The organism is Brevundimonas sp. (assembly GCF_051858995.1).
Classification (GTDB): Bacteria; Pseudomonadota; Alphaproteobacteria; order Caulobacterales; family Caulobacteraceae; genus Brevundimonas.
This window is the reverse complement of record NZ_JBHYGN010000009.1, coordinates 1-21,236: the sequence shown is the minus strand read 5'-3', so window position 1 is coordinate 21,236 and position 21,236 is coordinate 1. Positions and strand designations below refer to the sequence as shown.

Annotated in this window: 17 protein-coding genes; 10 read left to right on the top strand and 7 right to left on the bottom strand. The window is 69.1% G+C overall.

Translation table 11 applies throughout. From position 1 onward, the window contains the following. Nucleotides 1-8 precede the first annotated feature (8 nt). The 5 genes from chpT to recA all read left to right on the top strand — a co-directional run bounded on the left by chpT (nucleotide 9) and on the right by recA (nucleotide 5,300). Nucleotides 9-665, top strand: a complete 657-nt coding sequence (chpT, locus tag ACTIEF_RS09695) for a histidine phosphotransferase ChpT (protein WP_439471930.1) — start codon at nucleotides 9-11, stop codon at nucleotides 663-665. 103 nt (nucleotides 666-768) lie between these two features. Beyond that, complete coding sequence (locus ACTIEF_RS09690; RefSeq protein ID WP_439471929.1) at nucleotides 769-1,140, top strand: response regulator; 372 nt, start codon at nucleotides 769-771, stop codon at nucleotides 1,138-1,140. Nucleotides 1,141-1,144: 4 nt separating this feature from the next. Further along, a complete protein-coding gene (locus ACTIEF_RS09685) occupies nucleotides 1,145-1,960 on the top strand; it encodes a CheR family methyltransferase (RefSeq protein WP_439471928.1) in 816 nt (271 codons plus the stop codon). Nucleotides 1,961-2,025: 65 nt separating this feature from the next. Further along, the gene (locus ACTIEF_RS09680) at nucleotides 2,026-3,906 is read left to right on the top strand and encodes a M20/M25/M40 family metallo-hydrolase (RefSeq protein ID WP_439471927.1); all 1,881 of its coding nucleotides are present in this window, start codon (nucleotides 2,026-2,028) and stop codon (nucleotides 3,904-3,906) included. 293 nt (nucleotides 3,907-4,199) lie between these two features. Continuing rightward, a complete protein-coding gene (recA, locus tag ACTIEF_RS09675; protein WP_439471926.1) occupies nucleotides 4,200-5,300 on the top strand; it encodes a recombinase RecA in 1,101 nt (366 codons plus the stop codon). Between the two features lie 231 nt (nucleotides 5,301-5,531). Here recA and ACTIEF_RS09670 read toward each other — a convergent pair whose 3' ends face one another. Continuing rightward, nucleotides 5,532-5,825 (bottom strand): hypothetical protein, encoded by a 294-nt coding sequence (locus ACTIEF_RS09670; RefSeq protein WP_439471925.1) that lies wholly within the window; start codon nucleotides 5,823-5,825, stop codon nucleotides 5,532-5,534. Between the two features lie 239 nt (nucleotides 5,826-6,064). Here ACTIEF_RS09670 and alaS point away from each other — a divergent pair, with 239 nt between their 5' ends. Further along, nucleotides 6,065-8,713, top strand: coding sequence for an alanine--tRNA ligase (alaS, locus tag ACTIEF_RS09665; protein WP_439471924.1), 2,649 nt, complete (start codon nucleotides 6,065-6,067; stop codon nucleotides 8,711-8,713). On the opposite strand, the gene ACTIEF_RS09660 is transcribed toward alaS, so the two are convergent. The 3 genes from ACTIEF_RS09660 to ACTIEF_RS09650 all read right to left on the bottom strand — a co-directional run bounded on the left by ACTIEF_RS09660 (nucleotide 8,710) and on the right by ACTIEF_RS09650 (nucleotide 11,352). Continuing rightward, nucleotides 8,710-9,264 carry a DUF2939 domain-containing protein gene (locus ACTIEF_RS09660; protein ID WP_439471923.1) on the bottom strand — a complete coding sequence of 185 codons (555 nt, stop codon included), beginning with the start codon at nucleotides 9,262-9,264 and terminating at the stop codon, nucleotides 8,710-8,712. The two genes, alaS and ACTIEF_RS09660, sit on opposite strands and share 4 nt — an antisense overlap. 77 nt (nucleotides 9,265-9,341) lie before the next feature. Further along, complete coding sequence (locus tag ACTIEF_RS09655) at nucleotides 9,342-9,944, bottom strand: DUF2939 domain-containing protein (RefSeq protein WP_439471922.1); 603 nt, start codon at nucleotides 9,942-9,944, stop codon at nucleotides 9,342-9,344. Nucleotides 9,945-10,137: 193 nt separating this feature from the next. Then, nucleotides 10,138-11,352, bottom strand: coding sequence for an NADP-dependent isocitrate dehydrogenase (locus tag ACTIEF_RS09650; protein ID WP_439471921.1), 1,215 nt, complete (start codon nucleotides 11,350-11,352; stop codon nucleotides 10,138-10,140). A 336-nt stretch (nucleotides 11,353-11,688) separates the two neighbouring features. On the opposite strand from ACTIEF_RS09650, the gene ACTIEF_RS09645 reads away from it, so the two are divergent. From ACTIEF_RS09645 to ACTIEF_RS09630, 4 genes are all read left to right on the top strand, one after another. Beyond that, a complete protein-coding gene (locus ACTIEF_RS09645; protein ID WP_439471920.1) occupies nucleotides 11,689-11,898 on the top strand; it encodes a DUF2945 domain-containing protein in 210 nt (69 codons plus the stop codon). Between the two features lie 19 nt (nucleotides 11,899-11,917). Further along, complete coding sequence (locus ACTIEF_RS09640; protein ID WP_439471919.1) at nucleotides 11,918-13,069, top strand: DUF1176 domain-containing protein; 1,152 nt, start codon at nucleotides 11,918-11,920, stop codon at nucleotides 13,067-13,069. Continuing rightward, nucleotides 13,066-13,977, top strand: a complete 912-nt coding sequence (locus ACTIEF_RS09635; RefSeq protein WP_439471918.1) for an NAD(P)/FAD-dependent oxidoreductase — start codon at nucleotides 13,066-13,068, stop codon at nucleotides 13,975-13,977. Before ACTIEF_RS09640 ends, ACTIEF_RS09635 begins: the two co-directional genes overlap by 4 nt. A gap of 352 nt (nucleotides 13,978-14,329) precedes the next feature. After that, the gene (locus tag ACTIEF_RS09630; protein ID WP_439471917.1) at nucleotides 14,330-15,244 is read left to right on the top strand and encodes a LysR substrate-binding domain-containing protein; all 915 of its coding nucleotides are present in this window, start codon (nucleotides 14,330-14,332) and stop codon (nucleotides 15,242-15,244) included. On the opposite strand, the gene ACTIEF_RS09625 is transcribed toward ACTIEF_RS09630, so the two are convergent. The 3 genes from ACTIEF_RS09625 to cckA all read right to left on the bottom strand — a co-directional run bounded on the left by ACTIEF_RS09625 (nucleotide 15,241) and on the right by cckA (nucleotide 21,078). Next, the gene (locus tag ACTIEF_RS09625; RefSeq protein WP_439471916.1) at nucleotides 15,241-17,046 is read right to left on the bottom strand and encodes a DUF885 domain-containing protein; all 1,806 of its coding nucleotides are present in this window, start codon (nucleotides 17,044-17,046) and stop codon (nucleotides 15,241-15,243) included. The two genes, ACTIEF_RS09630 and ACTIEF_RS09625, sit on opposite strands and share 4 nt — an antisense overlap. Nucleotides 17,047-17,122: 76 nt before the next feature. Then, nucleotides 17,123-18,955, bottom strand: coding sequence for a M61 family metallopeptidase (locus ACTIEF_RS09620; RefSeq protein WP_439471915.1), 1,833 nt, complete (start codon nucleotides 18,953-18,955; stop codon nucleotides 17,123-17,125). Nucleotides 18,956-19,023: 68 nt separating this feature from the next. Continuing rightward, nucleotides 19,024-21,078 carry a cell cycle histidine kinase CckA gene (gene cckA / locus ACTIEF_RS09615; protein ID WP_439471914.1) on the bottom strand — a complete coding sequence of 685 codons (2,055 nt, stop codon included), beginning with the start codon at nucleotides 21,076-21,078 and terminating at the stop codon, nucleotides 19,024-19,026. Nucleotides 21,079-21,236: the final 158 nt, after the last annotated feature.

The following is a 21,236-nucleotide window of genomic DNA, read 5'->3' as shown; positions in this document are numbered from 1 at the left end:
CGGACCCGATGACCGACACCGCGCCTAACGCCGCCCTGCCCGACGGGCAGGCTCTCGCCACGCTCGTCGCCGGCAAGCTGTGCCACGACTTCATCAGCCCGGCGGGCGCGATCAGCTCGGGCCTCGACCTGCTCAGGGACCCGACCGCCCAGGACATGCGCGACGACGCCATGGGCCTCATCGAGGCCAGCGCCAAGAAGATGATCGCCCTGGTCAACTTCGCCCGCGTGGCCTTCGGTGCCGCGACCTCGGCCGAGCGGTTCTCAGGCGCCGAGCTGGGCGATCTGGTCTCGGGCCTGACCGAAGGCGGCCGGGCCAGCCTGAACTGGGCCGTGACCGAGGGGACCTATTCCAAGCCGCAGTCGCGGGCGCTGGTGAACCTGGCCTATCTGACCATGGCCGCCCTGCCGTCGGGCGGGGTCGCCACCATCCGCACCCGCGCCGAGGGTGACGCGGTTGTGATCGAGGGCATCGCCGAGGGCGCCCGCGCCCGTCTGAAGGCCGAGGCCGTGGCCGGTCTGGCCGGTCGGCCGCTGACCGAAGGCCTGCCGGGACAGTGGATTCAGCCCTACTGGCTGTGGCTGACCGCCCACGACGCAGGCGGAACTCTGCACGTTCAGGCGGACGAGGGCCGGGTCGCTTTCATCGCCCGCATGCCTAACTGACGTTTAAGCCGGTTTCCCAAGACCCTGTTAACCGGCTTAAAGTGATCATAGGGCCTTATGTACACGTAAGCGTTGCGCGTCCGTTCGCCCCCGGGATACCCAATTGTCTCTCAGAACCTGCCTGATCGTCGACGACAGCCGGATCATCCGGAAGGTCGCCCGGCGCATCGTGGAAGGTCTCGGATTCGAGGTCGATGAGGCCGCCGACGGGTCCGAGGCTCTGGCCTTCTGCGCCGGCGTCATGCCGGACGTGATCCTGCTGGACTGGTCGATGCCCGTCATGGACGGCCTGACCTTCCTGCGCCGCCTGCGCACCCTGCCGGGCGGCCTGGCCCCCAAGGTCCTGTTCTGCACCATCGAGACGCGCGCCGACCGCATCGCCGAGGCCCTGTCCGCGGGCGCCGACGACTATGTGATGAAGCCGTTTGACGGTGAAATCCTGTCCTCCAAATTCGCCGAGGTGGGGGCCGTCTGAACCCATGTCGCCGGAAGACTTCGATCGTCTGCAGTCGCTGATGGCCTCGCGCGCGGGGTTCCGGCTGACGCGCGACCGGATGAAGCTGGCCGAGCACCGCCTCGGCCCGGTGGCCCGGCGCGAGGGGTTCGATTCGGTCGACGCCATGCTGGCCTCGCTGTGGGCCAAGCCGGTGGCGACGCTCGGCTGGGGCATCATCGAGGCCCTGCTGAACCCCGAGACCTGGTTCCGCCGCGACCGCCCGACCTTCGAGACCCTGGGCAATGAACTGCTCCCGGCCCTCAGCCGCGCCCGCGCCGGTCAGCCGGTCCGCGTCTGGTCGGCGGGCTGTTCGACCGGGCAGGAGCCCTGGTCCATCGCCATGGCCGCGCTGGATGTCGGCGCGCCCGTGGAGATCGTCGGCACCGACCTGTCCCAGCGCGCGCTGGAGAAGGCCCGCACCGGCGCCTACACCGGCTTTGAAATCCAGCGGGGCCTGAAGGCCGAGACCATGCTGCGCTGGTTCGAGCAGACCGAAGAGGCGTGGATCGCGAAGCCCGAGCTGCGCGCCACGGTGCATTTCGCCCGCGCCAACCTGCTGGACGCCCCGACCGACGACGTCCGCTTCGACGTCATCTTCTGCCGCAATGTGCTGGATGACGTGGACCCGGCCCGTCGCGCGCAGGTGCTGGACAATATCGAACGCCGACTGGTCGACGACGGCGTGCTCTTCCTTGGCCCCGAAGAAAGGATCGACGGCGACAGCGTCGCGTTCCGCGCCGTGGCAGGTCGGCGGGGCCTGTTCGTAAAGTCGCCGTCGGCCCTGAAACGGGCGGCCTGAGCCGCCCCTTCGCGAAACCGCGTGGATGACATAGCGTCCAACCTAGGTCGTCGGGGAGGATGAGCATGCGTCTGTTCTGGCTGGTCGGATCGCTGGTTCTGGCTGTGGCGATCGGGGTGCTGACCCTGCAGGGGCCGCGCCCCGTCGGCGCCGACGCGCCCGCCGCCGACTTCTCCACCGCCCGCGCCATGGTCGACATCCGCGCCATCGCCCAGCGGCCCCACCCGGTCGGTTCGCCCGACCATGCGCGGGTGCAGGGCTATCTGATCCAGCGGATGACCGCACTGGGGCTGCAGACCTCGACCCAGACCGGCCCACTGTCGCCCGGCGCCATCCGGCGGCTGGAGCGGGCGGGCGGAAACCCTGCGGCGGCGGACTACAGCGCCACCAATCTGATTGGCGTCCTGCCCGGGCGGAACCCGGCCCTGCCCGCCGTCGCCCTGATGGCCCACTATGACACCGTCCTGCATTCGCCGGGCGCGGCGGACGACACCACGGGCGTGGCCGCCATCCTCGAGACCGTCCGCGCCATTCGCGCGCGCGGCCCCGCCGAGCGGACGCTGGTGGTCCTGCTGACTGACGCCGAGGAGCTGGATCTGGACGGCGCCCGCGTCTTCTGGGGCGGCCATCCCCTGCGCGACCGCATCGGCGCGGTGGTCAACCTCGAGGCGCGCGGCGGCGGCGGTCGGGCGATGATGTTCGAGACCGGACGCGGAAACGCCGAGACCATCGCCCTGTTCGGGCAGGCGGGCGTGAGGGCGACCGGCGGCGTCACCTCCAACTCGCTGGCGGTCTTCGTCTATGAGACCATGCCCAACGGCACCGACTTCACCATCCCCAAGGCGCGCGGCGTACAGGGGCTGAACTTCGCCTTCATCGGACGGCCCGAGCAGTATCACGCCCCCGTCTCGACCCCGGACATGCTGGATCAGGGCAGCGTCCAGCACATCGGCTCGCAGGCGCTGGAGAGCGCCGACGCCCTGTTGCGCGCCCCCGCCCTGCCCGCCGCCACGACCAACGCCGTCTACGCCGACGTCTTCGGCCGGTTCGTGATCCATTACCCGCCCGTCGTCGGCTGGGGCCTGTGGGCCCTGGCCGCCGTGCTGCTGGGCGTCGCCGCCGCCGTCGCCCGCAAGCGCGCGGGCCTGACCTTCGCCGATCTCGGGCGCGGCATGCTCGACGGCCTGTGGTTCCTGTCCGCCGGACTGGTCCTGACCCATGTGGTGCGCCAGCTCGGCGGTCCCCTGTCCAGCCGGGTCGACAGCGCCGACGCCTACTACACCCTGCTGGCCCGCCTGCCCTGGCTCGAGGCCGGGGCGGCGCTGACCGTGCTGCCCCTGACGCTGGCGGTGCTGGGCGGACGCGCGCGACCGGATCGCCGGGTCAGCGCGGGCGCCATCGCCGTGCTGACCGTACTCAGCATCCTGTTGGGCGGGCTGAACCCGCTGATCTTCGGCGCCGGGGCCGTGGCCATCGGCCTGTCGCTCGCTCCCCGACTGGCGACGCGCACGGTCTGGGGCGGCTGGACGGGGCTGATCGCCCTTGTGCTGGTGTTGGCCGCCGGAGCCCAGGCCGCCGCGCCCGAGGTCGCCTTCCTCTTCCTCTGGCCCGCCCTGCTGGCGGCGGTGATCGCCGTCATCGTCGCGGCGGTCGATCCGGCCCTGCTCAAGCCCGCCTCGCTGGTCCCGGTCGCGATCGGGGTCGCCATCGGCGGCGCCTGGCTGGTCGGGCTCAGCCATCCCGTCTTCCTCGGCATCGGCATGGACCTGCCCGGCGTGCTCGTCCTGCTCGGCCTGCTGGGCCTGATGCTGATCCGGCCGCTCAGCCCGGAGCGCGCGCTGGAGCGCCCCGTGCTGATGGTCGGTCTGGTCGTGCTCCTGCTCGGCGCGGGCCTGTCCGGCTATGCGCGGGTCGCCGAGCCGATGGTCGCGGCCCGGGTCCCCTGACGCCTCAGGCCTGCTGGGCTGCGCACCGCCTCGACGATCCCGGCGTTGGAAGCCGCGATAGGCGTCGCGCACCAGACCTTCCCAGACCGGGATGGTGTCTTTCTGACGCTCAGGAGGGGATTGACGGAACCTGATCGATCAACGGATGCGTCATTTTTGGACGTATGAAACCGGAACTTCGGGCGGACAGAAAGAGAACATCTTGTGAACCGGAACAAAACGTGTCCATAGTCCGCCTCACACAACGAGGGAGCGGGTCCGTGGCGGGTCTCTCCCGAAACCAGATGGGAATCATGGCAAGGGAGACGAAGGCAGTGTCACAGGCGGCTTTGAAATTGGTGGGCAAGGAAGACGGCGACAAGCAACGCGCTCTCGAGGCGGCGATCGCGCAGATCGATCGCGCCTTCGGCAAGGGCTCGGTGATGAAGCTCGGCAAGGCCGGGGTGGTCGCGGAGATTGAAAGCGTTTCGACCGGTTCACTGGGCCTCGACATGGCGCTCGGCATCGGCGGTCTGCCGGTCGGCCGGGTGATCGAGGTTTTCGGTCCGGAATCCTCGGGCAAGACCACCCTGGCCCTGCACACCGTCGCGGAAGTGCAGAAGAAGGGCGGCGTGGCCGCCTTCGTTGACGCCGAACACGCGCTGGACCCGGTCTATGCCCAGAAGCTGGGCGTGAACCTGGACGACCTGCTGGTCTCGCAGCCGGACGCCGGTGAACAGGCGCTGGAAATCGTCGACACCCTGGTGCGCTCGGGCGCCGTGGACATCGTGGTGGTCGACTCCGTCGCCGCCCTGACGCCGCGCGCCGAAATCGAGGGCGAGATGGGCGACAGCCTGCCCGGTCTTCAGGCCCGCCTCATGTCGCAGGCCCTGCGCAAGCTGACGGCCTCGATCTCCAAGTCCAAGTGCATCGTCCTGTTCATCAACCAGATCCGTCACAAGATCGGGGTGATGTACGGCTCGCCGGAAACCACCACCGGCGGCAATGCGCTGAAATTCTACGCCTCGGTCCGTCTCGACATCCGCCGCACCGGCGCGATCAAGGACCGCGACGAAGTCGTCGGCAACACCACCCGCGTGAAGGTCGTCAAGAACAAGGTCGCCCCGCCGTTCCGCGAGGTCATCTTCGACATCATGTACGGCGAAGGCATCTCCAAGCTGGGCGAGGTCATCGACCTGGGCGTCAAGGCCGGCATCATCGAGAAGTCGGGTTCGTGGTTCAGCTATGACTCGACCCGCATCGGTCAGGGTCGCGAGAACGTCCGCGCCTTCCTCAAGGCCAACCCGGACGTCGCCGCCTCCATCGAGAAGGCCGTCCGCTCGTCGACCAACAAGATCGCCGACGACTTGCTCGGCTCGCCCGAGCCGGACGAAGGCCAGGACCTCGAAGGGTAAAGTCAGGGAAACCTGACAAAACGCCACTAAAGTGCACTCAAAAAAATATTGGGCGCACTCACACCGTTACTTCTCCGGCCGGGTCCGTCGACCCGCCATCCGACCCCGCCGGGCCGAGCCGGACGGAGCGGCCGCTCGACCCCCGCCGGGTCGGGCGGCCTTTTTTTCGTCCCCCAACGCAAAAGGGGCGGCCCCTCCGGACCGCCCCTCCGCGTGCTGACGCTGCCGCTCTTACCAGTCCGGCGGCAGATACGGCCCCATCCCGGTGCAGACGTACATCGGCGTCTGATCGTAATAGGGCGTCGGGATGTAGGGGTGCAGGACCCAGTGATTGTACTGCGACCCGCCGCAGGTGTCGGCGGTCGTGCCCAGATACTCCGTCATCTCGGCGTCGGCGTAGTAATTATACATGTAGGCCACGGCCTGGGGATCGTAGCTCTGCCGCATCACGGCTTCAGCAGGCCCCACGGCCACGGTGGTCAGGACGGCGCCGGCAAGGGCCAGGCACAGGTGCTTCGCCTTCATCTCCACTCCTCCTCAACACGCGCGACATCGCGCTCAAGGACCTTGGCGCCTTACAGCTATTGGTAGCAAGACGATTCCCGATCACACTTGCGGTTACCGGCGAACGGCGGAGCCGCCTCTCACGAGACGACGCTGACCGGTCCCCAGCCATCCCCCTAGGGCGGGGGTGATGCATTGGGGGCAAAAGACCTATATGCACGCTGCCTCCCTGCCTCTTCTGACCGACGTTCGCGACACCCATGGCCAGCCTGAAACAGATCCGCTCGACCTACCTCGACTTCTTCGCCGCCGACGGCCACGAGAAGGTCCATTCGGCTCCGCTCGTGCCGCAGAACGACCCGACGCTGATGTTCGTCAACGCGGGCATGGTGCCGTTCAAGGACTACTTCACCGGCGCCGCCACCCCGCCCTTCCCGCGCGCGACCAGCTCGCAGAAATGCGTCCGCGCGGGCGGCAAGCACAACGATCTGGACAACGTCGGCTACACGGCCCGCCACCTGACCTTCTTCGAGATGCTCGGGAATTTCAGCTTCGGCGACTATTTCAAGGAACACGCCATCGACCGCGCCTGGTCGCTGGTGACGAAGGACTTCGGCCTGTCGCCGGACCGCCTGATGGTCACCGTCTACATCGACGACGATGAGGCCTTCGACATCTGGAAGAAGGTCACCGGCTTCCCGGACCACAAGATCGTCCGCATCGCCGGCAGCGACAATTTCTGGGCCATGGGCGACAGCGGTCCCTGCGGTCCCTGCACCGAGATCTTCTACGACTATGGCGATCACGTCCCCGGCGGCCCTCCCGGCTCGCCCGACGAGGACGGCGACCGGTTCGTGGAGATCTGGAACAACGTCTTCATGCAGTTCGAGAAGGAGAACGACCAGATCGTTCGCAGCCTTCCGAAGCCGTCGGTCGACACCGGCATGGGGCTGGAGCGCATCGCCTCGGTCCTGCAGGGCAAGAACTCGGTGTTCGACACCGACCTGTTCCAGACCCTGATCGCCGCTTCGGAAGAGGCCACCTCGACCAAGTCGGAAGGTGAGCGGGCGTCCAGCCACCGCGTCATCGCCGACCACCTGCGCTCGTCCTCCTTCCTGATCGCCGATGGCGTGACGCCCTCGAACGAAGGCCGGGGCTACGTCCTGCGCCGTATCATGCGCCGCGCCATGCGCCACGCCCACCTGCTGGGCGCCAACGACCCGCTGATGCACCGCCTGGTGCCGACGCTGGTGTCGGAAATGGGCGAGGCCTATCCCGAGTTGAAGCGCGCCCAGCCCTTCATCGAGGACACGCTGAAGCAGGAAGAAATCCGCTTCCGCACGACGCTGTCCAAGGGCATGGCCCTGTTCGACACGGCGGTTCAGGGCTTCAACCCCGGCGACATGCTGGACGGCCAGACCGCCTTCACCCTGTCGGATACCTACGGCTTCCCGCTGGACCTGACGCAGGACGAGGCCCGTCGTCGCGGCTACTCGGTCAACGTCGACGGCTTCGAAGCCGCCATGGCCGAGCAGCGCCAGCGCTCGCGCGAAAACTGGAAGGGCTCGGGCCAGACCGCCAACGCCGGCGAATGGCTGGCCGTGCGCGACCGTCTGGGGCCGACCGTCTTCACCGGCTACGACAACATCGACGGCTCGGGCGAGGTCCTGGCCATCATGAAGGGCGGCGCCCCGGTGGACTCGGCGGAAGCCGGGGATATCGTCGAGGTCCTGTTCGACAGCACCCCATTCTATGCCGAGAGCGGCGGCCAGGCCGGCGACCACGGCGCGTTCGAATGGCCCGGCGGTGAAGCCGAGGTCATCGACGTCAAGAAGCACGCCGGCGACCTGCACGTCCTGTCGGCCCAGATCACGGCCGGCAAGCTGGAGGTCGGCGCCCGCGCGGCCCAACTGGTGGACGCCGAAAAGCGCACCACCACCCGCGCCAACCACTCGGCCGCCCACCTGCTGCACACGGCGCTGAAGAACGTCCTCGGCGCCGCCGTGGCCCAGAAGGGCCAGCTGGTCGACGCTGAGCGCGCCCGCTTCGACTTCAGCCATTCGGCCCCGGTGACCGAGGACGAACTGGCCGCCATCGAGGCCGAGGTGAACGCGGTCATCCGCCAGAACGTCCCGGCCGAGACCCAGCTGATGGCCCCCGAGGCCGCCATCGAGGCCGGCGCCATCGCCCTGTTCGGGGAGAAGTACGGCGAGGAAGTCCGCGTCCTGACGCTGGGCCGCTCGCTGGTGTCGGACAACGCCCCCTATTCGGTCGAACTGTGCGGCGGCACCCACGTGGCCCGGACCGGCGACATCGGCCTGTTCAAGGTGATCCAGGAAACCGGCGTCGCCGCCGGCGTCCGCCGGATCGAGGCCCTGACCGGCGAAGCCGCGCGCCTGTACCTCGAAGGTCAGGCCGGGGTGACCCGCAAGCTGGCCCGCGACTTCAAGGTGCAGACCGGCGACGTGACCGGACGCATCGAAGGCCTGCAGACCTCGGTCAAGGCGCTGGAGAAGCAGGTCGCCGAGCTGAAGAAGCAGCTGGCGCTGGGCGGCGGCTCGGGCGCGAGCGCGGCCCCGGAAGAGATCAACGGCGTCAAGCTGATCGCCCGCGTCCTCGACGGCGTGGACGGCAAGGGCCTGCGCGGCGTGGCCGAGGACTTCCGCAAACAGGTCGGTTCGGGCGTCGTCGCACTGATTGGCGTGACGGACGGCAAGGCGGCGGTCACCGTCGCCGTGACCTCGGACATCACCGGCTCGGTCAACGCGGCCGACCTCGCCCGCGCGGCGGTGCTGGCGATGGGCGGTCAGGGCGCGGGCGGCAAGCCCGACTTCGCCCAGGGCGGCGCCCCCGACGGCTCCAAGGCCGAAGAGGGTCTGGCCGCCGTGCGCGCGGCGCTGGGGGCCTAAACCGCCTCGCTCTGCAGATCGACCGCGGCCAGCTTCCAGGTGAACAGGCCGCGGCGTTCCAGGATCAGGGCCAGATGCTGGTCCGGGTGGTCGCGGTCCGTCAGGGTCACGGCGAAATGGTTCATGTCGCGGTAGCCCCAGGCCTGGTGGATATCCCTGTCGCTGCGGGCGTCCGCGGGTTCGGACGCGTCGCGACGGCTCGGGTCGGGCGCCTCCGCCGTCGTGACCATCTGGGCGAGGACCTCGGGCGTGACCACGGTGTCGACCGCGCCCGACAGCAGCATCGGCGCCAGCATCATGCCCAGTCCGCCCAGCCCGCTGTCAGCGACGCGCGGGTCACGACCGATGCGCGAGACCAGCTCCTTGCTGAGCTCATCCTTCAGGCTGGTTCGCAGGGCCGGGAAGTCGACCAGTTGCTCGAGCTTGGCCGCGTCCCCGGCCTTGGCGGCGCGGATCAAAGCCTGTCCGGCAAATATGGGGGCCAGGCCCCAGGCGGCGGCAAACAGCACCACCGCAGCCAGCACGAGGCTGGTCAGCAGTTTCTTCGTCATATCTTCCCTCTGGCGTCGTAACGCCAACCCACCGCTACGGTTGCCCGAGTCGAGGCGGCGCGCCAGTGGGACCGGCATCAGCCGCCGGTCTTGCCGCTCTTCTCCACGCGCGGAATCGGCGGGACGACCGGTTGGTGGCGCGGCGCCGGAGCGACACCCTCGGGCAGGCCGATATGGACCAGCCGCCATTCGAACGGTCCCTTGCGCTCGAAGGTGAAGATGGTCTTCGAGCCGCCCTCGTCCGTCACCGCCATGCGGGCGCGGTTGACGCCCCAGAAGACCGGTTCAGGGAACAGGTCATTCCGCTCGCCCTCGGACGCGGGCGTGGTGCGCTGCGCGGCGTAGCGGCCCTCGCCCCGGGTCAGGGCGGCGACGGCGGCGGGGGTCAGATAGACGTCCGGCGTCGGTCCGAGGGGCGCGGCCTGCTCGAACTGGCGACGCACGGCGCCTATGGGGTCCTCAAGGAAGGACGGCGCGGGCGCCTGGGCGGCGGGATTGCCGGTCAGCTGGGGCCGCAGCGACTGGCGCACCGCGCCGTAGTCGATCAGACGCGTCAGCGCCGCCGCATCATTGGCGTCCGCCGCCGAACGGATGGCGAAGAAGGCCACGCCGGGCGCGGCGAAGAAGCTGATCGCCGCGATGACGACCGCCGCCAGAATGAGTCTGCCGATGACTTTCACGCCCGCCCTCCGTTAACAGAGCCACAATGCACGAACCGGCGGACGGCTCAAACGAAAGGCCCGCCGGACGCGAATCCGGCGGGCCATTCCTTTTGGGCCCCGGTCAGAAGGCTCCGCCTTCTCGACCCGACGCGGCCTGGCGCTTACGCGCTCAAGCAGCGAGCGACCGCGTCGCGAGCGTTAGCGCCCTGGCTTAAGCCGCCAGTTCCTTGGTCAGGTTCTCGGCGACCTTGTCCAGGAAGCCTTCGGTCGACAGCCAAGACTGGGTGTCGCCGACCAGCAGGGCCAGATCCTTGGTCATGTAGCCGGCCTCGACCGTGTCGACGACGACCTTCTCCAGCGTCTCGGCGAAGCGGGCCAGTTCGGCGTTGTCGTCCAGCTTGGCGCGGTGCTTGAAGCCGGCCGTCCAGGCGAAGATCGAGGCGATCGAGTTGGTCGAGGTGGCCTCGCCCTTCTGGTGCTGGCGGTAGTGACGGGTCACGGTGCCGTGAGCGGCTTCCGTTTCCATGATCTTGCCGTCCGGGGTCATCAGGACCGAGGTCATCAGGCCCAGCGAGCCGAAGCCTTGCGCCACGATGTCCGACTGCACGTCGCCGTCGTAGTTCTTGCACGCCCAGACGAAACCGCCCGACCACTTGATGGCCGCGGCCACCATGTCGTCGATCAGGCGGTGCTCATAGGTCAGGCCGCGCTTCTTGAACTCTTCGGCGTACTCGGCGTCGAAGATCTCCTGGAAGATGTCCTTGAAGCGGCCGTCGTAGGCTTTCAGGATCGTGTTCTTCGTCGACAGATAGACCGGGTAGTTGCGCGCCAGGCCGTAGCTGAACGAGGCGTGGGCGAAGTCACGGATCGAGGCGTCGAGGTTGTACATGCCCATGGCGACGCCGGCGCCCGGCGACTTGAAGACCTCATGCTCGATCACTTCGCCGTCGTCGCCGACGAACTTGATCGACAGGGTGCCGGCCCCCGGCATCAGGAAGTCGGTGGCCTTGTACTGGTCGCCGAAGGCGTGACGGCCCACGACGATCGGCTGGGTCCAGCCCGGCACCAGACGCGGCACGTTCGAGCAGATGATCGGCTCACGGAAGACGACGCCGCCCAGGATGTTGCGGATGGTGCCGTTCGGCGACTTCCACATCTTCTTCAGGCCGAATTCCTTCACCCGGGCCTCGTCCGGGGTGATGGTGGCGCACTTCACGCCGACGCCGTGCTTCTGGATGGCGTGGGCCGCGTCGATCGTCACCTGGTCGTCTGTGGCGTCGCGGTGCTCCATGCCCAGGTCATAGTAGTCCAGCTCGACGTCCACGAACGGGAAGATCAGCTTGTCCTTGATCCACTGCCAGATGATGCGGGTCATTTCGTCGCCGTCGATGTCGACGATGGGGTTGGCGACCTTGATCTTGGCCATGCGCGTGCTGCCTTTTGTCTAGGGGAATATGAAAGGGTCGGCGGGGGTATAGCCCCCTGACGCCGGGGCGCAAAGCCCGTCACGGCGCCGCATAACTGATCGTCGTTTACCCTACCCCGAAAAAGTCTTTCACAGCCAAGCTGAACGTCTGGTCGCCGACATTCGTTGGCTCTGCAGTGAATGGCGTAACGAGACTGTCGGGGCGTATGGACGATGACCTGGAGCGGCTCACGGAGCTTTGGATTCTCACCTTCTGCGAGGCGCCGGTGCTGGTGGACGCAGAGCTGATGCGTCGGGTGCTGGCGGACTATGAGCGTGATCTGAAGGAGGGCCGAAGTGGCGAAAGACCTGAAGCCGGGAGACAAGGTCGAGTGGCGGCACAGCCAAGGCGAAAGCACCGGAAAAGTGGTGCGAAAGGTCACTCGAACGACCCACATCAAGAACCACAAGGTCGCCGCATCGCCGGAGCATCCCGAGTATATCGTCGAAAGTGGGAAGACGGGGGCCAGGGCGGCGCACACGCGCTCCGGCCTGCGCAAGCTTTGACCTTCAGGGGAGACCAACCATGCGAGCCTTGATCCTGTCGGCCGTGGCCGCCGTCAGCCTGACAGCCTGCGGGCGCGACGAGCCCGCCTCTGCGCCCGCGCCGGGCGCCGTCGCGCCGACCGCGCCCGAGCAGGCGATGGCCGCCCCCGTTCCCGCCGCCGCCGTGCCGGTGATGCGCGAGTTCCGCGACTGGCGCGCCGCCTGTGACAACGGCAATCGCTGCGTGGCCTGGGGCGGATCGGACAATGGCTGGATCCGCGTCGCCATCGACGCCGGGCCGGACGCCCTGCCCTCGGTCTCCATCGGCAGCTGGGCCTTCGGCGACGCCGACAAGGCGCCCGAGACCCTGAAGCTGAAGATTGACGGGCGCGAGTTCGCCGTACGCGGCGGGCCGCAGGACGCGGCCAGCGTGGCGGCCAACGCCCAGCGCGCGCGCGCGGTGATCGCCGCCCTGCCCGCCTCGCGTAGTCTGGCGCTGGCGTCGGGCAATCAGACGGCGGACCTGCCGTCGTCGGGCATTTCGGCGGCCCTGCTCTGGATCGACGAGCGTCAGGGACGGCTGGACACCACCACCGCCCTGCTGCGGCGCGGCAGCCGTCCGGCCTCGGCTGTGCCAGCGGCGCCCGCCCTGCCCCGCGCTGTCCCGGCTCCCGCCGTCTCACAGGCCGGGTTCGAGGGCGCGGCAAATCCGCTGGAGGACGAACCGCGCGGGCTGAAGGTCCCGGCGGCCATCGAGGCGCGCGACGAGGTGAAGACCTGCCGGGCCGAGAACAACGAATATCTGGACAAGGCCGTTCTGGCGGCGCGGCTGGACGGTCAGACCGTGCTGTGGGGCATCCCCTGCGGCAGCGGCGCCTATAACGCGACCTATGTCCTGTATCTGGCCCGCCCGGACGGCTCGAACGTCCGCAAGGCCAATCTGCCGGAGCGCACGCCGCGCACCGAGGGCGATCTCGGCGGTCAGGAGCAGTGGCTCGTCAATCCGATCTACAACGCCGAGCGCCGGACCCTTACGGTCTTCCCGCGCGGGCGCGGGCTGGGCGACTGCGGGACCATCACCACCTGGACCTGGACCACGGGCGGGTTCGTCCTGTCGGAGGAGCGGTCGATGGGCGACTGCTGGGGCATGACATCGGACGTCTGGCCGACCCTGTGGCGAGCACGGGGGTGACCGAGCCGGAGGTCCTGATCGTCGGCGCCGGCCCCGCCGGCCTGACGGCTGCGACTTACCTGGCGCGGTTTCGGAGGACGGTGTTGGTGGCGGACGGCGGCAAGTCGCGCGCCTGCTGGATCCCGGTCAGCCACAACATGCCGGGCTTTCCGCAAGGCATTACCGGCGACGCCATCCTGAGGCGGATGACCGAGCAGGCGACCGAGTATGGCGCCGTGATCGAGAAGGGCCGCATTGAGGCCCTGGGTCGGGAGGGCGACGCCTTCACCGCGCGGCTGAACGGTCAAACCGTTCGGGCGCGGGCGGTGCTTCTGGCGACGGGCGTGACCGATCATCATCCGGACCTGCCGGGCGTGGAACGGGCCATCGAGCGGGCGCTGGTCCGCATCTGCCCGATCTGCGACGGCTATGAGGCCATCGACAAGGCCGTGGCCGTGATCAGCACCGACGACAAGGGTGCGAGGGAGGCAGCCTTCCTGCGGACCTATTCGGACCGTGTGGCGCTGATCCATGTCGGCCCCGTCGAGGACCTGACCTGCCGCGATGAACTGGAGCGGCTGGGCATCGAATTGGTCTGCGCGCCCATCGACAATGTTCGGCTGGAGGGCGACCGGGTCACGGCGCTGAGCTGGGGTGGAACGTTCCGCAGCTTCGACCTGGTCTATTCGGCGCTCGGGACCTCGCCCAACGCCACGCTGGCGGAGGCATTGGGCGCGCGGACCGGAGAGGACGGACGGCTGTTCGTCGATCCGCATCAGCAGACCAGCGAGCCGGGTTTGTATGCCGCTGGAGACGTCGTCCGGGGGCTGAACCAGATCGCGGTGGCGAGCGCGGAAGCCGCCGTCGCCGCGACCGCCATTCACAACCGTTTGCGTCAGGCCGACGGCCTGATCGTGCCGCCGAAATAGATCGGCCCGAACTCCGGGCGTAGGGGAACCCCGGAGTTCGGACCATGGCTCCCGGAGAGGCGGGAGCCGACGGTAGAGACAGGGGGCGGGAGGCTCCCCCGTAGCGTACCGGATGCGGGGATGCGTCAGCGGCGCGAGGCGTCCGGACGGGCCTGCGCGCGCAGGCGACGGCGGGTGCGACTGCGGCGCCAGTCATCAAGAACAGCGGCCCAGCCCCATGCGGGCTCCTTATGCGTGTGGTGCGCTTCTTCCATCGAGGCCTCCTCTGTGGGCGTGGGTGACGGTTGGAGTTATCGGCTTGACAGGAAAGATGGACAAACCAGATTGGTCGGCCACCTCATAAGGCTTGCTTATGGCCGATCCGCTTTCCGGCATTCCTCTCGCCTCGATCCGCGTGTTCGAGGCGGCCGCGCGCCTGAGGAGCTTCACCCGCGCCGCCGAAGAGCTGGGCATGACCCAGGCGGCGGTCAGCTGGCAGATCAAGGCGCTGGAGGGTCGGCTGGGCCAGAGCCTGTTCCGGCGCCTGCCGCGCGAGGTGCAGCCGACCGAGGCGGGCGAACGCCTGTCCAGCGCCGCGACCGAGGCCGTCACCCTGCTGCGCCGGGCGATCAGCGACCTGACGGAGGCGGACGAGCAGATCCTGTCGATCACCACGCTGGCGACGCTGGCGAGCCAGTGGCTGGCGCCGCACCTGGGCGCCTTCCAGCTGGCCAATCCCGGACTGGCGGTGCGGCTGGACACCAATCCGGCCCTGCTGGACCTGTCGCGCGAGGGCTTCGATGTCGGCATCCGCTCGGGCCATGGCGACTGGCCGGGCCTGGAGAGCCAGTTGTTCATGCCGTCGATCTTCACTCCCCTGTGCAGCCCGGCCATGGCCGAGCGGCTGAACCTGCGCGAGCCCTGCGACCTGCTGGAGGCGCCGCGGATCGGGATGGAGAAGGAGTGGGCCGAGTGGTTCGCCGTCGCGGGGCTGCGCGAGGGGCGACGCCCGGCGATCCGCCTGACCGCCGACTATCAGGTGCTGGAGGTGGCGGCGGCGCTGGGCGATCAGGGCGTGGCGCTGGGCTCGCCCATCCTGTTCGCGCGCGAGATCAAGGCCGGGCTGCTGGTCCGGCCCTTCCCGCAGACGGTGTCCTTCCACACCGGCTACTATCTGGTCTGGCCCGAGGGGCGGCGGCGGTCGCCCAAGATCCGACGCTTCCGCGAGTGGCTGATGTCGGTGGCCGACGCGGACCCGGCGGTGATCGAGGCCCGCGCCGAAAGCTAGGCCCGGATCAACTGCTCCAGCACCGCCAGCGGCGCCGAACCGTTGGCCAGCACCCTGTCGTGGAAGGTCCGCAGGTCGAAGCCGGACTTCGCCGCCTGCTCGGCCCGCAGACGGGCGATGACCGTGTGGCCGATCTTGTAGGCGCAGGCCTGGCCCGGCATCGAGGCGTAGCGGTTGATCTCGCTGTTGGCCGCGCCGATCGGCTTGGCGCCCGAGGCGGCCATGTACTCGACCGCCTGTTCGCGGCTCCAGCCCTTGGCGTGCATGCCGGTGTCGACGACCAGCCGGACCGCGCGGAACAGGTAGGACATCAGGAAGCCGACCCGGCCCAGCGGGTCATTGGCGTAGACGTCCAGATCATCGGCGGCGACCGCCTCGGCGTAGAGGGCCCAGCCCTCGTTATAGGCGGAGAAGCCGTTGGCGCGGCGGTACTGGGGCAGGCCGGTGTTCTCGCGCTGCAGGGCGACCTGCAGGTGATGGCCCGGCGAGGCCTCGTGATAGGTCAGGGTCGGGAGCGAGAACCGGGGCCAGTTCTTCGCCTCACGCAGGTTGATGTAGTAGGCGCCCGGGCGTGAGCCATCCAGCGGCGGGCCCTGATAGTAGCCGCCCGGCGCGCCCGCCTCGATGGCCGGCGGCACGCGGCGGACCTCGACGCCGGAGCGCGGCAGGCGGCCAAAGACGCGGGGCAGCAGGGGCTGGAGCGCCTGCACCTGCCGGTTCAGGTCGGCGATCAGCTGGGCCTTGGCTTCATCGGTCTCGGCATAGAGCTGGGCCGGGTCCTTGTTCAGGGCGTCGATGCGTTCGCCGACCGTGCCCCGGGTCATCCCCTGCGCCTTCAGGATGGTGTCGATCCCGGCGCTGATCTCGGCGACCTGTTCGAGGCCGATGGCGTGGATCTCGTCGGCGGTCAGGGTGGTGGTGGTCCAGACCTTCAGAGCGTGGGCGTAGAAGGCCTCGCCGTCGGGCAGGCGGCGGGTCACGCCCGCCTCGTGCACGGCGCTGGGCCGCAGGGCGGCGAAGGCTTCGATCTGGCGGGCGAGCGCGGGCTTCACCTCGGTCTCGACGATGCGGGCGGCGCGGTCGCCGTAGCCGCTGAGGCCGAGCGCGGTCGCCTTGCGTTCCAGCGACCTGATCATGGACATGCCGGCCGACGGCTGGCCCGCGAGGGCGCTCAGTTGGCCGGTGGCCAGGTCGATGACGAAGTCGGGCGGCAGAACGCCCTTGACCGCGTCGGCGCGAATGCGCTGGGTCTCGGCGTCGACCGCCGGGCCGAAGGCCGAGAGGCGTGACAGGAAGGCGTCGGCGCCGTCGCGATCCTCGACCCGATGCTGGTTGTCGAGGAAGTCCGGCACGGTGAAATAGGCGCCGGTCAGCTGGTTGACGACGTAGGGGCCCATCCGCCCGCCGCCGAGGGCCGAGCCGTAGTCGAAGCTCGCGCCCATGGCCGCGGTCTCCAGCCGGAAGGCGGCGATGGCGTGGTTGACCTTGCCCGCCTCGGTCAGGTCATCCGGCCCGCCGAAGGCGCGAAAGACGCGCCAGCGCTCGGTCGCTTGGGCGCGGTTCTGCCTCCAGGCCGTGGCGCTGTAGTCCGACAGCTTGGACGACAGCCCCGCCCGCTCGCCCCGGTCGAGGCCAAGGTTGGTGGCGGTCTCGGGCGACTGCTCGATGTCCTGGTCGAACCAGCCCTGCAGCAGGGCTTCCAGTTCGGCGTCGGCGTCCCGGGGCGCGGCGAAGGCTGTCCCGGAAGCGGCCAGACCGGCCCCCGCGGCGGCGGTCATCAGCAGTCGGCGGCGGTCCAGCATGGTCGTCTCCCGGCAGAAATCAGCGCGTCAGTGGACGGCGCCCGGTCAGGGCTGACAAGCCGCCTGCGACGAACCCTCAGGACTCCGCGCCCAACCAGGCGGCGCGGAAGGCCAACTGCTGCGGCGTGGCCGTGCCGCCCGCGTTCTCGACCCGGACCAGTTCGAAATTGGGATCGGAGGCCAGGGTCAGTTGGGCGGTGCGTTCGACGCCGCGCTGGATGAAGGTGATCGACACGGTGTCGCCGGGCTTGAGCGCCTTGAGGGCGTCGTCCCAGTTGGCCTGGCTGTCGATGGCGGTCTCGCCCAGGCGGACGATCTCGTCGCCGCCGTCGAGGCCCGCGATGTAGAGCGGGGTGTTGGGCACGGTCGCCCCGGCCAGCCGGACCACGCTGTCCGCGACCTGCAGCCGCGCCGGACCGGCCCAGGCGCCGGTGGCGTTACGGGGCCGCATGACCACGCCCGCCTGCGCCAGCAGGGGCGCCAGGTCCGGCAGGCCGCTGCGCTGGATGCTGTCGGCGAAGAAGGCGTCGGCGAAGGCCTGATCACCGGTGACGGCGGCCAGACCCTTGCGCAGGTCGTCCGGCGTGTACGGGACCTCATTGACCCCGTGGTGACGCCACATCCAGCGCATGTAGTCGTCCAGCGTCTTGCCCGGGAAGCGCTGGCGCAGGGTCAGGTCGAGCGTCAGGGCCAGGGTGGCGCCGTAGGTGTAGTAGGACGTGAAGATGTTGGGATTGTTCGGGTCGATGGAGGCGGCGGCGTCCACGAAGGGAGCGCGCAGGCTCATCTCCTGCGGCGAGCCGTAGGCCCGGGCCGGGGTGTTGACGATGACATTGGCCTGACCACCGATCTCGGCGAGGAAGCGGTCGATGTTCGACACGCCCGCGCGGCGGATGGCCAGCGGACCGTAGTAGTTGGTGAAGCCCTCGGCGAACCACAGGGACGGGGTGGCGTTGGCGCGGGTGAAGTCGAACGGCTCCAGTTCCTTCGGGCGGATGCGCTCGACGTTCCACGAGTGGAAGAACTCGTGGCTGAGGGTGCCGATCTGGCCGTAGTCGGCCTCGGCCAGCGAGCGCGAGCCGCTGAGAACGGTGGAGTTGCGGTGCTCCATGCCGTCGCCGCTGACGTGCGGCAGGTAATCGGCCAGGAAGGTGTAGGTCCCATAGTCGAAGTCGGGGACGTCGCCGAAGACGGAGATCAGCTGATCCACGACCTTGCGGGCGCGCTCGGCGAAGATGTCGGCGTTCTGATCGGTGCCCGGATCGTGCAGGGCGATGCGGATGGTGCGGGGGGTGCCGTGATCATCGACCGTCCACTCGCGGACCCGGTGGTCGCTGAGCTCGGTCGGGCTGTCCATCAGGTACTGGAGGTTCGGCGCGGTGAAGACAGCCGGGTCCGAGGTCGGCGCCAGCTGGGTGGCGATCTTCCAGTCCGAATTCGGCGAGCGGAAATGCAGCTCCACCGGACGGTCGTCATGGCCCCGCGCCCACATCAGGGTGGCGGGCATGTTGAGGTGGGCGTGGGTGGCGTCGATCTGGGCGTAGGTGCCGTCGGCGCGGTCGCCATAGAGGGTGTAGGTCACGCTGACCGTGCCGTCGTGACCGGCGACGGTCCAGCCGTAGGGATCGCTGCGCTGGACCGTCAGGGCGCGACCGGCGCCGTCCACGGCGCTGACCGAATAGACGTTCTTGGCGAACTCATGGATCGCATAGCGGCCCGGCGAGGAGCGGGACATCTCGAACCGCACCGGCTCCCGGCCCAGGTCGCGGTAGGTGACAGTGATGCGGGCCTCGTGATGGACCGCGTTGTCGAAGCTGAGCTCGTAGCGGACGGGCGGCGCGGTCTGGGCCAGAACCGGGGTCGCGAGACCGAGCGACAGAACAGCCAGACTGACAGCGACGAACTTCATACTGAGACCCTCCAGAACCCGGCGCGGACCGTGGCGCGGGGGATCGTCCCTGACAAGTGAACGATCTGTCAGCCTGCGTGCAGTTCCTGCTTCACCCGCTCCGCCAGCGTCTTGATGTCCAGCGGCTTGGGCAGGAAGGAGACGCCGGTCTCGTCCTGGAGCAGGTCCGAGAAGTCGCTCTCGGCATAGCCGGAGATGAACATGACCGGGGCGTCGCCGAGGAAGGGCCGGGCCTTCTTGAGCAGGGACGGACCGTCGAGGCCGGGCATGATGACGTCGGAGATCATCATGTCGATCTGGCCCGCGTGCTCCTCGGCCAGTTCGAGCGCCTGTTCGCCGTCCTCGGCCTCGATGACCTCATAGCCGCGCTGGCGCAGCAGGCGGGCGGCGATGCCGCGCACGGCGGCCTCGTCTTCCACGAACAGGATGCGGCCGGCGCCCGACAGGTCGCGCGGCGCCTTGATGACCTTCTCCACCACCGGGGTCTCGGCCAGCTCGGCCTCGGCCGCCTCGGGCAGGAAGATGCGGAAGGCGGCGCCGGCCGCTTCGAGGTTGGCGACGTTGATGTGGCCGCCCGCCTGCTCGACGATGCCGTAGACGGTGGCCAGGCCCATGCCCGTGCCCTCGTTCACCGCCTTGGTGGTGAAGAAGGGCTCGAAGATCTTGTCCAGCAGTTCGGGCGGAACGCCCGTGCCGGTGTCTGACACCTCGATCAGGGCGACGGCCTCGGTCGGGGCGGCGGTCCAGCCCATCTGGCGGGCCTCGTCCTGCGACAGGCGGCGGGTCTTGATGGTGACGACGGCGTCGCCGGCCTCGACCACGCCGCGCATGGCGTCGCGGGCGTTGACGGCCAGGTTCATGACCGCCGTCTCAAGCTGGCTCTTGTCGGCCAGAACCACCGGCAGGTCGCGGCCGTAGTCGGTCTCGAGCCGAACGTCCTCTCGCAACAGGCGGCGCAGCAGGACGGCGAACTCGCCCACCAGCTCGCCCAGGTCGAGGCGCTCGCGGCGGACCGTGGACTTGCGCGAGAAGGCCAGCAGCTTGCGCACCAGATCGGCGGCGCGGATGGCGGTCTGGCGGATTTCGTTCAGCCCCTCATAAGAGGGATCGCCGACCGGGTGACGCTCCAGCAGGCCGGAGAGCTGCAGCTGGATGGCGGTCAGCAGGTTGTTGAAGTCGTGGGCCACGCCGCCCGCCAGCTGGCCGACGGCCTGCATCTTCTGGGCCTGCGAGAGCTGAAGCTCCATCGACTTCTGCGAGGAGACGTCGAACAGCCAGACGCGGCATTTGTCGTTCTCGGGCGCGACATAGAGGTGGAGCATCCGGTCCGGATGGGCGCGGGCGACCAGCTCGATGGGGCCGGACGATCCGGCGTTCAGCTTGGCCTTGGCCTCGCTCACGCCGGACGGTTCAAACAGGTGGCCGAAGGCGGCGTCGCGGGCGGCGGCGGGACCGGTCAGCAGGGCGAGGGCGGCGTTGGCCTCCTCGACCTTGCCCGCGAACAGGTCGTCGGCCTGCAGCAGGGCCGAGCCGAACGGGGCGCCGGCGGCCATGGCGCGACCGCCTGGGCCGTTCTGGGCGGCGACGGGGCGATCCACGGCGGGGGCGGCGACGGGCAGGGCGGCCTCGGGCGCGGCGCGGATCAGGAACCGCCCCTCCCCCGCCTGACCGATCAGGACCTCGAGCTCATGATCGCCGACGGGGACGATGGCGCGGCCCTGCTCGCCGGCGCGGGCCTGGGCGAAGGCCATGTAGAGGGCGGAGGCGGACTTGCCGCCGGAGCGGGCGGGCGGAAGGGCCGTGGTGGCGCCGCCCGCCTCGGCCCAGGCGCCATTGTAGGCCAGCACCTGACCGGTGGCCCAGACCAGGGCGGCGGGCTCGGCCATGGCGTCAAGCAGTTCGACGGCGGTGTCGCCGGTCGGCTTGCGGCCCTCGCTGCGCCCGAACATGAACAGGCCGATCAGCGACACGGCGCCGACCGTGAAGATGAGGATCAGGCCCGGCGCGCTCATCGGATCGGCGCGGAAAGCCGGATAGGCCAGGGCTCCGACGGCCACGACAAAGCCGAGCGCCATCACGATCAGCAGCGGATCGAACGAGCGGCGGTCGGTGGTCGTGGTCATGCGTCTCGGCCCGAATCAGAACGGGTGGAATGCGCGATGATGGGCCGGATGCGCCTGTGGCGCGAATCCGGGGCTGGAGAGACGGCGAGACTGTCGAAATACACCGTCTATGCCGTCTATGCCGTCTATGCCGTCTATGCCGTCTATGCCGTCTATGC